The following is a 15168-nucleotide window of genomic DNA, read 5'->3' on the forward strand; positions in this document are numbered from 1 at the left end:
ATGGGTCCGTGCCCCGGCCGAGGCAGGTGCGTCGGCCGTGCGGCAGAGATGCCGAGACCGACCGAAGTCGCCGTTGCGTCCGGGCCGCGGCTGTGGCATCAGTCATCCGCAGCCGGTGTGCTGTGTGGGCTGTAGAAACCCGGGGATCGGATCGCCGCAGGGTCTGCGCGGTGCGCGGCGGGCAGCGAAGTACAGCATCGCCGGCCCGACGAGCAGAGCCGTCTTGGCTGGCATGACCTGTTTCTTACGGACGGCACATCGGCACATCGGGCCAATCCCGACCACAATGGAGACGCCCCGTGAAAGGAACCACGTTCAAATGCTGCGGATGCCGCGACCCGCGGACCAGCCGGCAGCTCGGCCAGAAATGCCCGCGGTTGCGCCGCGACGGTGGTGCCTGGTCCCGCAGTCACGGCGACTGGTATTGGCAGTACGAGCTACCGGCCCGCGAGGACGGCGCCCGCCCGCCGGCCGCTGCGACACGGAACCTACGCCAGCCAGGACGACGCCAACACGGTCCTGGACCGTGTCCGTGCCGCGTTCGCGGTGCCCGACCCGGCTGACAAGAGTGCCGTGCGGCGGGTCGGCGACCTCATCGAAGCGGCCGTCAAGGCCGGGCACACCGTGCCCTCCCAGGACGAGGTACGCCGCGCTCTGCACCTGGACCTCGATCCGCAGGATCTGCCCACCATGGCGGACTACCTGACCCGCTGGCTGGCCGGTCGCAAGAAGATCAAGGCCGGTACCCGCCGCTCGTACGAGTCCCACATCCGCCTCTACCTGATCCCGTACCTGGGCCAGTGGCGCATCGATCACCTCCGGCCAGGCCACATCGACGCCATGTACGACGCGATCGAGGAACGCAACACCGCCATCCGCACCCTGCGCGCCGGCCGCGACCCCAGGCAACGGGACGAGGTCAAGGCGCAACGGGTCGTCGGCCCGGCCACCCAGCACCGCATCCACGCGACCTTGCGCAAGGCCCTCAACGACCATGCGCGGCCGCGACCGGCTCAGGGATACCAACCCCGCGCTCATGGTCGAGCTCCCGACCGCCAGGGCACCCAAGCCCATGCTGTGGACAGATGAACGGGTCAACACGTGGCGCGAGACCGGGAAGATCCCAGCCCGGTCATGGTGTGGACACCGCAGCACACCAGGGCGTTCCTGGACCACAGCCACGACGCCGACGACCGGCTCTACGCCTTCTACCACCTGACCGTGTTCACCGGGCATGTCGGCAGATCGAGGATCATTCGGCGGCGTGGCGCTCGCCTTGGGTGGTCCAGGTGGCCAGCAGTTGGCGCATCCGGCCGCGGACGCTGGGGTCGGGTTCGATCATGCTCGCGTGCTGCAGCGCGGCGACGACGTGGTCCGCAATGGTGTCTGGGGGCCAGGCAGTGAGGGCCCGGATGGCCATGTTGCGGTTGCGGATGGTGGGGTTGGCCAACGCGATTCTGATCAGCGACCAGCCTTTGCCCGGGTGGGCGTCGAGGCGGCTGACGATCAGGTCGAGGATGTGGTGTGGCTGGTCGGCGCGCAGCCCGACGTCGAGGGTAGGCCCGTTGGCGAGGTGGTCCAGGGGCAGCAGTTGGTGGGCGAGTACCAGGACGTCGTCGATGTCATCGGTGAGTGCCTGCCAGAGGTAGCCGTCGTCGGGATGCTGGTGCACGCGGGCGCGGATACGGGTGCGGGTCGGGATGCCCAGTTGCCGGGCCGGCCAGATCGCCAGCCGGAACTGGGGCAGGTCCGGGCTGTCCATGGCATGGTCGACGGCGAGCAACCAGTCGGATTGCTCGACCAGCCGGTCACAGGTACGCCGCATTCGCGCGCGGTGGGTGTCCGTCCAGTTCAGGCTCACGGCCTGGTCGGAGGTGAGGAAGCGGGCCAGCCGTAGAACGACGTCGACCCGGGTGAGGCTGGGTGGCCGTTGGGTGACGAGGGTGAGGTACTGGTCGATGGTTTCCGGCGCGGCGGGGTAGTCGGTGATGTCTTTGGCCGGCCCGCCGAGGCAGAGGGCGGCCAGGATGTCCCCGGCGCCGTCGAGGAGTTCGTCATCCACGGGCGGCGTCGTCAGCGCGGAAAGCAGGTCTCCGGTGGTGGCGGCGAGATGGGCGAGGTACTCGTCCATGATCCGGTTGCGGAAGCCGTGGCGCAGTAGCCACGCCTTGATCTGTGGGTCTTGGGTGCCGGCCAGTCGTCGAACGGTTTGGATGCGACCCCAGCCGGCTACCCGCGCGGCGAGGTCGAACAGCGCCTGGTCGCGGTCGGGTTGTGAGCGCGTCAATGCGACGGCGGCGTAGAGGCTGAGGTCTTCCAGGCTGCCCAGCAGGAGCAGCAGGTCCCGGTCGCGATGGTCGCCGGCCAAGCCGAGCAGCAGGATGCCCAGGGCGACCGCGTTGCGGCGGGTGCCGTACTCGGAGAGCCATCGCCCAATCTGGCGCAGATGTTCGGCGGGCAGGTTTCGCCCAGTCAGTTCGCTGGTGACGGCGTCCGCGATCGGTAACGGGTCCTGGTCGGCAGCGACGTCGTGCAGGTGCTGGAGTGCGGTGGTCGTGGGCGGGCCGGTCACCAGGTTGTCGATCAGGTGGGCGAGTGTCGTCGCAGCCGGCATGTCGGGGTTGACACCGGAGTGGTGGGTGCGGACGCCGTCGAGGACGGCCCCGGACATGAGCGTCCGTCGCCGGGCACGGTCCTCGTCGGGTAGTGGATAGCCACCGTGGGGCAAGGGGCCAGGTCCGTGCAGGGCTGTCAGTGCGATCGCGTGGGCGAGGTAGGTCGGACGCTGATCGTCGGCGGGTGGAAGCCGCCACGCTGCGGCCGTCATGCCACTGGGCGGTGGCCGCCCTTCACCTTGAGCATCATGCGATCATGATGGAGGACGAGGGTGCCGGCGCGCAACACGTGGTCTGCGGCCCGCGTGGCTCGGAGAGCCCCGCGTGACCCAGAACCTCGCTCGTTAGCCATTCGTACTGACCTGGCCGGCGTTGAGCCTGAGGTTGGGCATGCCGAGGTTGACGATGGTCTTGCTAGCGGCGGCCTCGCGCATCGCCTCCAGTTTCTGCGAGGCTGCGGCCTCGCAGATCCGGGCACACCGTCAGATGGGAGCGCGCTGATCCATCTCTACGGAGCGATGCGGCAGCTTGGCGGGAGTCCACGCCAACTCGTAGTCGCAGGTGGCGCTGGTGGCCAGAAATGGGGCCTTCAGGGTCCGGCAGGGGCGTCGATCAGCTGGCGTGTTTGGCGTGCTGGATGGAGCGTAGGACGCGGCCCCGATGCTGCCGCCCACCACTCACGGCCAGTTTTCATGTCAGGTGCTGGTGAGCACGCCGGCGGCGGGATCAGATTGTGGGCCATCGCGGCCAGGGTGAGCCAGGCGGCATTGGCGGCGCGGATTACGTGAGCGGGCCGCCTCGGCGGCCCGCCTTGAAGATGTGCAGAGGGTCTGCGGTGCCTCGGCGACACGCCTACAGCCTGCCTGGCACCGCTGTCAACCCGGCGGTGCAGTCGCCGCTGCTGCCGAGTTTCTCGCCAGGTCTCACCGGTGTTCGCGGCCAAATGTCGATCCGCGTGGGTCTCGCCTTCCTTTGGGAGCGCTGGGTGAGGGGGTGTGCGGCCGTATAGGTGGAGCGAATTCTGCGGTATGTGTTGCGCTGGGGGAAAGGCCATCTCATTTGGTGCCGTAGCATTGGCTGTGGCGGCGTAGTCGGCCATCCGCAAACACGGCTGCGCCGCCTTTGTCAGCGGACGCGAAATCCTGATGACCGTTGACACCTTTCGCGTGATGTCGACGTCCTGCCACCGCCGTCACGCTCATTCCGTACCGCACCTGAGCGCGGTATCGCTGCGCGTACGGGCCCGCGACACGGCCGGCAACGCGATCGAGCAGGCCGTGCTCCGCGCGTACGGGCTGCGGTGATGCGACCGGCCGGCGCTTGCCCGTTACTCCCGCTGGTAACAGGCGATCGGGCAAAGCGTTCAGCACCTCGTCGCCGACCTCATTAGGGTGCATCGGGTGCGCCCCTCCATTGACCGTCTGATTGCCAACCGGTACCGCCTTCAAGAGCTGCTCGGCGAGGGTGGCATGGGTCGTGTTTGGCGTGCCTGGGACGAAACTCTGCGGCGGGAGGTGGCGGTCAAGGAGTTGCTGGCGCCGGTCGGGCTCACCGAGCAGGAGCTGCGGGGGGCACGGGACCGGGCGATGCGCGAGGCACGGACGATCGCGCAACTGGACCATCCGAACGTCATCCGGGTGCATGACGTCGTGGTCATCGACGGTGATCCCTGGCTGGTTATGGAGCTGATCCGCGGCCGTTCCCTGGCCAAGGCCCTGGGGGCAGGCGGTCCCATGCCTCCCGATCGCGTCGCGGCCATCGGAGCCGGCGTCCTATCGGCCCTGCGAGCCGCGCATGAGGCGGGCGTGATCCATCGGGACGTCAAGCCCGCCAACGTTCTGCTCGCCGATGGCGGCCGGGTCGTACTGACCGACTTCGGACTCGCCATCGGCCACGATGACCCGTCCCTCACCAAGGTTGGACTGGTGATGGGGTCGCCCTCGTTCGTCGCCCCCGAGCGAGCGGCGGGCGGGATCGCGGGACCCGCTTCTGACCTGTGGTCGCTCGGCGCGACCCTGTATGCGGCGGTGGAGGGCAGGGCCCCGTACGCGCGGGACACAACGTTGGCGACGCTTGCCGCGCTGGCGAATGACCCTGCACCAAGACCGCGGAACGCCGGTCCGCTGACGCCGGTGCTCGATGGCCTGCTGCGCCGTGACCCGGACCAGCGGATAAGCGGCGACGTGGCGGAGAAGCTGCTGCGTAGCGCGGCGCCGCCCGCCGCCCCGGCGACCACCGACGAAGGGCCGGGGCCCGCGGCGACACCGCCGGCCATCTACAGCGTCCCGGAGAGTCTTCATCCCCGCGGTACGCCCGCTCCCATCCTCGGCGCCGCGGTCGGTGCCCCCGCGGGGCCGGGCATACCCCGACGTCCAGCGGAGCCCGCCGCATCGACGCCGCCAGTCGTGCCCGCCCCCATCTCAGGACGGCGAGCGTGGCGGCGGCTTGCGGTAGGCCCAGTGGTTTGGCCCCTGGCCGTGGGCGCGCTTGTGACCGCGGCAGTCGCCGTCCCCGTGGCGATCAGGCGGACCAGCGAGCCCGCGCCGCTGGCTCCGTCCCTGAGTCTCCCCGTCGCCGCACCGGACACCGCGGCGCCGCTGTTGCCGTCCAAGGGATCGCCCCTGCGGGAGCCCACCTCGACGCCGGCACCGGAGCGACCTTCCCCGTCCAGGACCAGGCTCCCGCCCCAGGACGTACCGCAGTGGCCTCCGGTCAAGCCAAGTCCATCGACAGCGCCGCCCGCCTCACCGCGCATGGTTAATGACACCGACCTGACCTATGAGCCGTACTGGCCGGCCTCGACGAAGCGCACATATGGCGACTACATGGGCGACGTGCACTACTCGAAGCAGGCCGGAGCGACGGCCACGTACGACTTCCGTGGCACGGGCGTGGAGTTCCTGACCGAACGCAACGACGACATGGGCATGGTCGACGTGTACATCGACGGTGCCTTCCAGGCGACGGTAAACCTGAAGGTGCCAGGTTCGCGGCAAGCCGCGCAGGTCGTCTTCCGCAAGAAGGGCATGCCAGAGGGACACCACACGATCCGGATCGTCAACAAATCCAACACCTTGGGGATGGTCGACGCCCTGCGCATCTTCCCGTAACACATCGCGGGCCGCTGCGACGTAGCGTCCATCGGATAGCGATGCGCCATCAATGATGCGCCATCAATAAAGTCGGGCGCCGTGAGCGACGAAGACCACAATGGACTGAGGAGGCGAAGTTTCCGCCGCTACGGTCACGAGCCATGGCCCGCAGGAGCTCGGTTTCACCCCACGCCGGCCGATCGGCTGGCTGGGCCCGCTCCTGCTGCTGCGCATCGGACTGCGTGCGGCGTTCGCCGGCCTGATCGGCGGGTACCTCGACAAGCGCGATCTGCAAGGTGTGCTACCGGCCGAGGTGTACAAGCAGCCGGGTGACGGCGAGTGGGCACCGGCAAGGTTGGCGCCCGTCAGGTCGCTGTCCGCCAGGTTCGCTTCGAAGAGTCCTGCGCCGGGAGGCGAGCGCCGGACAGGTCCGTGTCGATCAGTGATGTTCCGGTCAGGTCGGCGTTGGTTAGGGTCCATGCCGGACAGGTCTGCGGAGTTGAGGTTCGCGCCGGCGAAGTCCATGGGGGGTGTGGTGGCCGGTCGTCGGCTAAGTACTGCGAGCGCGGCTTGGACGTCGACGGATACCTTGGCGTTGGCGTTGGCGCGGAGGTTTCGTGATCTGTGCTCGCGGACGTAGGCGGAGAGTACCTCCACGATCGTCTCGGCGTCGCGGGGTGAGTCGTCGATCAGCCGTCCCAGGGAGTAGATCCCGCCGAGTCGCACGTCGACCTGGTCGGAGCCGAGCTGGATAGCTGCTGGTTCGGCCCGCGTCTCCCCGATCGCGGATCGGGGGCGGCGCGCGGTCACTGGCAGGTCGGCCTCAGATCGGGGGAATCGACTCCAGGCGGCGCTTTACCTCGGCGGCCAGTGGTAGGCCAAGCTCGTCGAGGATGCCGGATGCGGTGGTCCATGCCTCGTAGGCCAGCGCGAGTTCGCCTGAGGCGAGTCGGCTGTCGCCCAGGGCTACGAGGAATCGTGCCTGATTCGGGGGGTCGGTCATGTCGAGGGCGAGGGCGGCTGCCCGCTCGTAGGCTTCGGCCGCGTCGTCGTAGCGGCGCAGCTTCAGGTAGGCATCGCCGAGGTTGCCCCAGCAGTCCGCCACGCCGAGCGGGTCGTCCAACTCGGCGTAGATCGCCATGGCCTGCCGGCCGTATCCGATGGCGAGTTCGTGGTTGCCACGCTGGTTTTCCGACCAGCCGATCGCGGCCGTCGCGTTCGCCTCGCCGCCGCGGTGGCCCGCCGCGCGGTACAGCTCCAGGGCGCGGCGGTGGTGGCCGACGGACTCGGCGTGCCGGCCCTGCACGCCGGTGACCACGCCCAGGTTGCTGAAGGCGTATGCCTGTTCGGTCGTGTAGCCCAGCTGCTCGTACAGCTGCAGGGTGCGGTCGAGTTCGGCGCGAGCGTCGTCGTCGCGGCCGAGGAAATGGTAGGCGCCGGCCAGGCTCCTGCGGCTGTGCGCCTCGCCGACGACGTCACCGGCCCGCACGGCCGCGTCGAGCGCGATGCTCACGGTGCTCGCCCAGTCGGCGAGGTGGCCGCTGCGCTGGTAGAACTGCTGCAAGGTGAGGGCGATCCGCCAGGCATACTCCACCTCGTCCTGCTCCACAGCCAGGCGGACCACCTCGGCGAGCAGCCGGTGTTGGGCGACAAACCACGCCGTGGCCTGCCTGTAGTCGGTCGGACCGGGCACGGTCACTCCCGCGGCCGGGCGCAAGGCAGTCGGCATCTGGTGTGGGTGCAGCATCACCTGAGCCGCGTGGGCGCTGTGCAGGTGGTGGTGTTCCAAGGCGCGGATCAGCGCCTGCCGGCGCTCCCAGTCGCTGTCGTGGGCGGCGCACACCTCCGCCGCGTACTCCCGGATGAGGTCGTGCATGCGGTAGATACCGGGGTGGGTCTCGGTGATGAGATGGTTGCGGGCCAGGTCGTCGAGCTGCCGGTGGACGGCCTGGGTGTCCTCGCCGGCGAGGCTCGCGGCCACCGGCACCGACAACTCGTAGCCGGGATGCACCGTCAGCAGGCGAAACAACCGGGCCGTACCCGGTGCGAGCATGGCGTACGACCAGGAGAAGACGGCGCGGACGTCGATGCCGGACCCGCCGCCGCTGAGGGCGTCCAGCCGGCCGCGTGTTTGGCGCAGCTCGGCGGCGATGAGGCTGAGCGGAAACTGTGGGTGGGCCACCGCGCGGGCGGTGACGACGGCCAGTGCCAGGGGTAGCCGGGAGCAGGCTTCGATGATGCGGGTGACCGCTTCTGGGTCCTCTGTTACCCGGCGGTGTCCCAGCCGGCGCAGCAGGGCCCGTTCAGCGTCCGCCTGCGAAAGCGGGTCGAGGGTCAGTAGGTGGGCGCCATGCTCGGCGACGAGGCCGCTGAGACTGTGCCGGCTGGTCACGATCGCGAGGCACCCGGGGGAGCCGGGTAGCAGGTGGCGGACGTGTTCGGTGTCGCGGGCGTTGTCGAGCAGGATCAGGACCTTCTTGCCGGCCAAAAGGCTGCGGAACAGGCCGGCCTGTGCGCTCAGGTTTTCCGGGATGCGTTGTGGGGCGACGCCGAGGGCGTCCAGGAAGTCGCGTAGTACTTCGGTCGGCTTCACCGGCCGGGCGTCCGCGTCGAAGCCTCTCAGGTTGGCGAACAGTTGCCCGTCGGGATAGTCGTCGGCGACCTGCCGGGCCCAGTGCACGGCCAACGTGGTTTTCCCGGTCCCTGGCATGCCGTCGATGCCGACGATCGCCACGCTGCGCGGTGGCAGGTCGACAAGAGCCTCGGACAGCTGGGCGATTTCCGCGGATCGGCCGCCAAAGGTCGACAGGTCGGCTGGGAGCTGCGCGGGCCGGACCAATGGTTCGTGGTCGGTCGGTGCGGGCTCGTCGCCGCTGTTCTGCTGGCGTAGCAGCGCCAGGTAGGTCTCCTGAAGGTCCGCACCGGCGTCGACGCCGAGCTCCTCGGCCAGCCGTTTTCGCGTCGATTGATAAACGGTGATCGCGTCGGCCTGCCGGCCGGACATCCCCAGCAGCCGCAGCAGGCCGGACTGCAGCGGCTCGTTGAGCGGATCGACGTGGGCGGCCGCCTCGACGCCGGGGAGGGCCGCCCGGGCGCTCTCCACGTCGGCGCAGAGGTTGGCGAGGTCGATGGCGGCCGACGAGCGTTCCTGGTCGACGGTGGCGAAGGCAGGTACCGCGGATGGCGTCAACGCGACGTTGGTCGCGCACCGGCCCTGCCAGAGGCCGAGTGCCTGGACGTACAGCTGGACACCGGTGCGCCGGTCGTCCGCGCGTGCGGCGGCCCGGGCGCTGGCGACCGCGTCGCGGAATCTCAGCAGATCGACAGCCCGCCGATCGATCACCAGCCGGTACCCCTGCTGGTCACGGCTGAGGAACCGGCCGTGGTCCCGAGCCGGGAGTCCGGGCTCGAGGAGCCGTCGCAGCGTACCGATGTAGCGGTGGATGAGGTTGGTGGCGCTCGCCGGTGCGTCCGATTCCCACAGCGCGTCGATCATCTCGTCCACGCCGACCCGCTGCCCGGCGCGGATGAGAAGCAGGGCCAGGATGGTGCGCTGCTGCGGTGGCCCGAGGTCAAGGGTGGAGCCGCCCAGGGTCCCGGACAACGGGCCCAGTATGGCGAAGGTGAGGGCGGCAGGGTCAGTCACGGCACCCTCGTGCCGACCGGCAGGAATCGGCTGAACACCGGTAGAAGTGTAGACGTGCGGACATGTCTGCGTATGGCTGTCGTCCGCCGTGTCCGCTCACCGGGATCGTGTCGAGCACTGCCGCCATGCTGCGACTCGGCCGAATCACCCGAGAGGCTGGCGGTGCGTAAGCGACCCACCACGGTTGGTTGCATGCCCTCGGGCCTGGCGACGGGCAGAGGTGCCCATCGCCAGGCCCGGAGGTTGCCATCGGCTGTTGTGGTGTGGAGAGATCGCTAGGAAACGATGCGCGCCGACTTGATGACGTTGTCGAACCCGACCTCCGACAGGTCGCCGATGTCCTCGGTGAAGACCTTCAGCTCGCCCTTGCAGTCAGGCTGGGCCCACGTCCGAACGGTGCCCTTGAACACCTGAATCCCGGAGATGCCCTCGATCTTGTCGGCGAGGTTGACGCAGCCGGAGTCCCGCAGCGGGAACGACTCCCCGCCGTCGTTGAAGTTGAAGTCGGCGTAGAAGATGACCTTGATGCTGCGGTCCTCCTCGACCGGCGGCGCCGGCTCCTCCGGCTGCGGCGCCGAAGGCGCGGTCGGGCTGGGCTCCGGCGGCGGAGGGGCACCCTTGCCCTTGGCCTTCTTACCGTTGGGCGCGATGGCGAACCACACGCCGTCCACGCCATGTCCCTTGGCGTCACCGGGCTCGACGTCCTTGCTGAACTCGTAGAGCGCCCAGCCGTTCAGAGTGACCTGATAGACCTTCCTCTGCTTGCCGCCCGGCGTCTGGATCGAACCGCGCCGGAGGAAGCCCACCTTCCCCTTGATACCAACGAAGTGGACCGAGGATCCCTCCGTGACCGTCACCGGAGGCCAGACCTCTTCGCACTTGCCGGTGCAGTTGGACCGCGAGGGGTTCGTCGTGTCCTTGTCGAACCGGTAGAGGGTCCGCCCGGCACCGTCGACCACGACAGGGTTCAGGTCGCCGGCCCGGCTGGCGCGCAGCGCCACCCACTTCATCGCCGTTTCGCGGTCCTTCTCCGCGACCCGACCGTCCACACGGGGCACCCAGTCGCCAGTGCCCTGCTCGGCACCATTGAGCTTCGGCGTGCCAGACACCAGCTTGAGCGGTGCCTCGGCCGCGTCGACCGATGCGGTCGCCGCGGGGGCCGCGCCCGCCTCGCCACTGGAGTCCCCGCAGCCGGTGGCGACGATTGCCACCGCCACGAGCGAGGCCGCAAGCGCGACCATGCGCCTTGATGACATCAATACATCTCCGTCGTCGGCTGGTCCGGTATCTCCGAACCAGTTCGCCCCAGCAACGCCGGCCGCCGGGGATCGGTTCACCGACTTTGGCGCGAATGACAAGAATTTCGGTGTATGGCAGGGAAAACGGCCCTTGTGAAGGTGCCGCGGCACGGCAAAAGCCGGGGTGTGTGCACGCATCACACACCCCGGCTGGCATCTTCCGCGGCGCAGAGGAGGCAACGCCCGGACGACGCAGGCGTGGATGACGGGTCCCCTCGACCTGCGGCCACAGCCACCGCCCTCCCCGGCGCGGCTGTATTCAGCAAGGTAACGGGTGCCGGATATACGTCTGATACAAATCCGATGGATGCTCATTCACCTTGCGGCGACCCTCCGTCGATGGCGCCGGCATACCGTCGGACACGTGAACGCAGCTCAGAATCCTGCTACAACCGTCATACGAATCGCCGGCCACGCTGTGCCGCCGATCAGCGACGCGGTGATCCTCCGGCTTCTCGACGAGGTCAGCGCTGAGCTCACGAACGAGGAGAACAAGTGCGCGCGGGTCCTCGCGGCGCTGGCGGTCTCCAGTGGCGCCCTCGTGACGGGGGTACTGGCATCGGGCTGGTCGCCGTTCGGCCTCTCGGTCGCGGGCGCGATGGTGTGGTGGCTCGGCGCCAGCGCGGTGCTGGCGGCGGTCCTTCTCGCCGGCGTGGCCGTGGTGTACAGCGGCGAGCCGGATTCGGCGTTGCTCGCCGAGCCTCGTCCCGCCGGCTCGGATGCCCTGCCGCTGCAGCAGTGGGCGTTCGCACTTGCCGCGAGCCCCGCCCAGGCTCCGGTCACCCGCCTTTGGCGGGCCCGCCACACGGTCGGCTTCAAACGGCGACTGCTGAAGGCCAGCCTCGCCTTCATGGGAGCCGGCATCGTGGTGTGTGTCGTCAGCGCACTTCCCGCCGCCCTTCCGCATACGGCGGCATGACCTGAGCGCCACGGATAGAGGTGCCGGAACGGCTCCATGGGTGCCCGGCAGCCTCGATACCATGGACTTTTATGACCGGGTTGACAACGACGGAACGGTACCGCCGCGACCAGTTGAGGGATTTCCTGCGCTCGCGGCGGGAGCGGCTGAGGCCCGAGGACGTCGGGATTACGGCGGTGGGCCGGCGCCGGACGCCCGGGCTGCGACGCCAGGAGGTAGCCCTCCTGGCGGGCGTCGGCCTGAGTTGGTACACGTGGCTCGAACAGGGCCGTGACATCCGCGTCTCGCCGGAAGTGCTCGACGCGGTCGCCTCGGCGCTCCGCCTCAGCGAACCTGAGCGCACGCATCTGCACCTGCTCGCGGGTCTGAACCCGCCACGCCCGCTCGCGCCGCATCACCCCGACGTCACTGTTGAACTGCGGCGCCTGCTCGACGGCTGGTCGCCGCATCCGGCGATGCTGCAGGACCGACGCTGGAACGTGCTCGCGGTCAACGACGCCGCCCGTGTTCTGTTTGGCCTTGACGGCACTGACCAGAACTGCCTGGTGGCGTTCTTCGCCGACTCGCGGTACCGCAGCGTTAGGGACCATTGGGCGTCGGTCGCACCGCGCGTCGTAGCGGCATTCCGGGCCGACTCTGCGCGTTTCCCCGACGACGCGGGCTTCCGCCATTTGGCGGAACAACTCTGCCTCGCGAGCCCCGAGTTCGCGCAGATGTGGGGGCGGCACGATGTGGTGGAGGCCGTGCAGATGACGAAGGCCGTGCGCCATGCCGAGGCAGGCGACATTGTCTTCGACGCCACCGCGCTGGCGGTGGCCGACCCGGCTGGGCTGCGCCTGATGGTGTATGCCCCCGTCCGGGCACGGGCAGCGCGGAGAGGCTGCGGAGCGTGATGGATCCCCGGCTCGCGCCTTCGCCTCATCACGGCGACGTGGTCGAAGCCTGGTGGTGATGCTCCCCCGATAGGCAGGCGCTGGTTGGCCAAATCTCGATATGACACGGTCGCGGTATGACGCTTTCACGCTTCAACGACAAGGTCGTGCTCATCACCGGCGGAACGAACGGCATGGGCCTGGGCACGGCTCGTCGATTCCTCCACGAGGGCGCTCAGGTGATCATCACTGGGCGCGATCAGTCTCGCCTGGACGCCGCGGTCGACGAGCTCAGCGGCGGCGACCGCCTGCTCGCCGTGCGCGGCGACGCCGGAAGCTTGCCGGACCTCGACGCGTTGATGGCGGCAATTCATGACCGCTTTGGACGGCTGGACGTAGTGTTCGCGAACGCCGGTGTCGGTTCCTTCCTGCCGACCTCCGAGGTAACGGAGAAGGAGTTCGACCGCGTCGTCGACATCAACTTCAAGGGCGTGTACTTCACCCTCCAAAAATCGCTCTCCCTCGTACGCGACGGCGGCTCGATTGTCATCAACGCCTCGTGGACCATGTACCGCGGGCGCGGGGTGAACTCGCTCTACTCGGCGACGAAGGCCGCCGTGCACAACCTGGCGCGCACGCTCGCGTCCGACCTCGCGCCCCGGAAGATCCGGGTCAACTCGGTGAGCCCCGGCTACATCATCACCGGGATGTTCGACGCCATCCCGCCGAAGGACTACCCCCGCTACATCGCCGAGGTGGCTGCTGATCGGCTCGGTGTGCCCGACGACGTGGCCGGTGCCGTCGTGTTCCTCGCGTCCGAGGACGCAGGCTACATAAACGGGCAGGATCTCATCGTCGACGGCGGCCTGGTCACGGTGTATCCCCAGAAGCCTGAGCGTCTCCAGATCATGCAAACGCCGAAGGGAGAGCAAATGAGCGGGGCCTCAGTCGAGTACGACGTCGCGGTCGCAATGCGAGACGGCGCCGTTCTCCGCACCGACGTCTATCGTCCTCAGGGGGACGGGCCGTGGCCCGTACTCGTTGTGCGAGGGCCGTACAACAAGAAGAACCCTGTGCTTCGCAACTTGATTCAGCCGCTCGCCGCCACCGACCGGGGCTACATGGTCGTGATACAGGACACGAGATCGCGCTTCGCGTCAGAGGGCGGAGCGTGGCGGCCATGGGCCGGCGAGGGCCGAGACGGGGCGGACACGATCGAATGGGCCGCACGCCTGCCCGATTCCACGGGGAAGGTAGCGATTCTGGGCCCGAGCTACCAGGGGAACACCACCTGGATGGCGGCGATCGAGAACCCGAACGGCCTCGTGGCCATCGCCCCGACCATCACCTGGGCCGATCCGTGGGACGGGCTGTTCGGTCGGGGAGGCGCGATCGAGCTGGGGATCTCCCTGCCCTGGTCGCTCGGTCAGGGAGTTGATGTCCTCGTGCGGCGGCTGCGGGACGAGCCGCAGGAGCTGGGGCCGGCCGTAGGCCGCCTCTTCTCCGACTTCGACGGACTTGCGACCGGCGTGTATGCGGAGCTGCCCGCAGGCCGCCACCCGGCCTTCCAAAGGCACCAGATTCCCGACCTGGGTTACGAGGCGGCGACGGCGGACCCGTCGGTCGCGGACTCATGCACCGTGCGTGGACGTCACCACCTTGTCAAGGTGCCGAGCTTCAACACAGCAGGGTGGTTCGACATCTTCCTCCAGGGCAGCCTCGACAACTTCGTTGCGGCGTCACAGACGCAGCCCGCGCAGCTCATCGTCGGTCCCTGGAGCCATGCGGCCGAACCGCACGGGGCGCAGGTGCAGGGCGAGGTGAACTTCGGCTTTGGGGCAGGTATGCCCCTGATCGATCTGCGTCAGTCCTGGCACGACATGCAGCTCGACTGGCTTGACCGGTGGATGCGGCCGGAGAACGACGCGAACGCCGGCGACGTCGGGGCGAAGGTCAAGCTCTTCGTGATGGGCATCAACCAATGGCGCGACGAGGACGAGTGGCCCCTGAGCCGGGCGGTCGACACCTCGCTGTACTTCAGTGAAGGTGGTCAGCTCAGCTCGGCCCCGGACCCGGAACCATCGTCGGCGAGCTTCGACTACGACCCGATGAATCCAGTGCCCACACTGGGCGGCGCGCTGCTCATGTCCCCGGAGTACCCCGCCGGTGTCTTCGATCAGGCCAAGATCGAGGGTCGTGACGACGTTCTCACGTACACATCGGCGCCCCTTGAGGAGGACCTCGAGGTCACCGGCCGTGTCCGTGCGCGGCTCCACGCGGCAACTGACGGGCCTTCGACCGACTGGGTGGTGCGGCTGTGTTACGTCGACCCCGGCGGTGTCTCGAGAAACGTCACCGACGGCATCCTGCGCGTTTCGGCGGCATCCGACCAGGTGACCGAGTACGAGGTAGATCTCTGGTCGACGAGCATGGTCTTCCGCGCCGGGCATCGAGTTCGGGTTCAGGTAACGTCGAGCTGTTTTCCCCGCTGGGACCGAAACCTCAACACCGGGGAGTCGACCGCGACGGCGACGAGGCCGCGAGTCGCACACCAGACCATCCACCATGGCGTCTTTTCACCGTCGCAGATCATCCTCCCGGTGGTACCGCAGAGGGTTTGACCAACCGAATGCGCTTCAGCGCGCTCGAAAGCCGAAATGGACGGCGAGCCGCCTCAAGCTGATGCGGAAGCTGGCTGGACCGTCGGGCCCGCCGGCGGCGGAAAT

8 protein-coding genes and 2 pseudogenes are annotated in these 15168 nt (G+C 68.6%); 6 read left to right on the forward strand and 4 right to left on the reverse strand.

Annotation, left to right across the window (positions count from 1 at the left end; genetic code table 11):
* Window positions 1-299 precede the first annotated feature (299 nt).
* Window positions 300-1233 (forward strand): annotated as a pseudogene (locus Pflav_RS04860) (tyrosine-type recombinase/integrase); the annotation flags it as partial.
* A 19-nt stretch (window positions 1234-1252) separates the two neighbouring features.
* Here Pflav_RS04860 and Pflav_RS44875 read toward each other — a convergent pair.
* The gene (locus Pflav_RS44875; protein WP_232070990.1) at window positions 1253-2671 is read right to left on the reverse strand and encodes a hypothetical protein; all 1419 of its coding nucleotides are present in this window, start codon (window positions 2669-2671) and stop codon (window positions 1253-1255) included.
* 1113 nt (window positions 2672-3784) lie between these two features.
* Between Pflav_RS44875 and Pflav_RS47150 the strand changes: the two genes are divergently transcribed.
* Both Pflav_RS47150 and Pflav_RS43315 read left to right on the forward strand, forming a co-directional pair.
* On the forward strand, window positions 3785-3919 hold the full coding sequence (locus Pflav_RS47150; RefSeq protein ID WP_269474457.1) for a hypothetical protein: 135 nt from the start codon (window positions 3785-3787) through the stop codon (window positions 3917-3919).
* A gap of 96 nt (window positions 3920-4015) precedes the next feature.
* The gene (locus Pflav_RS43315; RefSeq protein WP_232070991.1) at window positions 4016-5725 is read left to right on the forward strand and encodes a serine/threonine-protein kinase; all 1710 of its coding nucleotides are present in this window, start codon (window positions 4016-4018) and stop codon (window positions 5723-5725) included.
* 347 nt (window positions 5726-6072) lie between these two features.
* On the opposite strand, the pseudogene Pflav_RS48480 reads toward Pflav_RS43315, so the two are convergent.
* From Pflav_RS48480 to Pflav_RS04880, 3 genes and pseudogenes are all read right to left on the reverse strand, one after another.
* Window positions 6073-6177, reverse strand: a pseudogene (locus tag Pflav_RS48480) (pentapeptide repeat-containing protein); the annotation flags it as partial.
* A 353-nt stretch (window positions 6178-6530) separates the two neighbouring features.
* Window positions 6531-9353, reverse strand: coding sequence for an AfsR/SARP family transcriptional regulator (locus Pflav_RS04875; protein ID WP_173034061.1), 2823 nt, complete (start codon window positions 9351-9353; stop codon window positions 6531-6533).
* Window positions 9354-9628: 275 nt separating this feature from the next.
* The gene (locus Pflav_RS04880; RefSeq protein ID WP_173034063.1) at window positions 9629-10789 is read right to left on the reverse strand and encodes a COG4315 family predicted lipoprotein; all 1161 of its coding nucleotides are present in this window, start codon (window positions 10787-10789) and stop codon (window positions 9629-9631) included.
* Window positions 10790-11015: 226 nt separating this feature from the next.
* Between Pflav_RS04880 and Pflav_RS04885 the strand changes: the two genes are divergently transcribed.
* From Pflav_RS04885 to Pflav_RS04900, 3 genes are all read left to right on the forward strand, one after another.
* Entirely contained in the window at window positions 11016-11570 is a 555-nt protein-coding gene (locus Pflav_RS04885; protein WP_173034065.1) for a hypothetical protein, read from the forward strand.
* A gap of 71 nt (window positions 11571-11641) precedes the next feature.
* Window positions 11642-12463 carry a helix-turn-helix transcriptional regulator gene (locus tag Pflav_RS04890; protein WP_173034067.1) on the forward strand — a complete coding sequence of 274 codons (822 nt, stop codon included), beginning with the start codon at window positions 11642-11644 and terminating at the stop codon, window positions 12461-12463.
* Window positions 12464-12579: 116 nt separating this feature from the next.
* On the forward strand, window positions 12580-15063 hold the full coding sequence (locus tag Pflav_RS04900; protein WP_269474458.1) for a CocE/NonD family hydrolase: 2484 nt from the start codon (window positions 12580-12582) through the stop codon (window positions 15061-15063).
* Window positions 15064-15168: the final 105 nt, after the last annotated feature.

It is taken from the genome of Phytohabitans flavus, assembly GCF_011764545.1.
Lineage (GTDB): Bacteria > Actinomycetota > Actinomycetes > Mycobacteriales > Micromonosporaceae > Phytohabitans > Phytohabitans flavus.

Excerpts from the sequence above, each read along its gene's own strand:
- Pflav_RS44875 (WP_232070990.1), bottom strand. The coding sequence starts at position 2,671 with ATGTCCGGGGCCGTCCTCGACGGCGTCCGCACCCACCACTCCGGTGTC.
- Pflav_RS47150 (WP_269474457.1), top strand. The coding sequence starts at position 3,785 with ATGTCGACGTCCTGCCACCGCCGTCACGCTCATTCCGTACCGCACCTG.
- Pflav_RS04880 (WP_173034063.1), bottom strand. The coding sequence starts at position 10,789 with ATGCGTGCACACACCCCGGCTTTTGCCGTGCCGCGGCACCTTCACAAG.
- Pflav_RS04890 (WP_173034067.1), top strand. The coding sequence starts at position 11,642 with ATGACCGGGTTGACAACGACGGAACGGTACCGCCGCGACCAGTTGAGG.
- Pflav_RS04900 (WP_269474458.1), top strand. The coding sequence starts at position 12,580 with ATGACGCTTTCACGCTTCAACGACAAGGTCGTGCTCATCACCGGCGGA.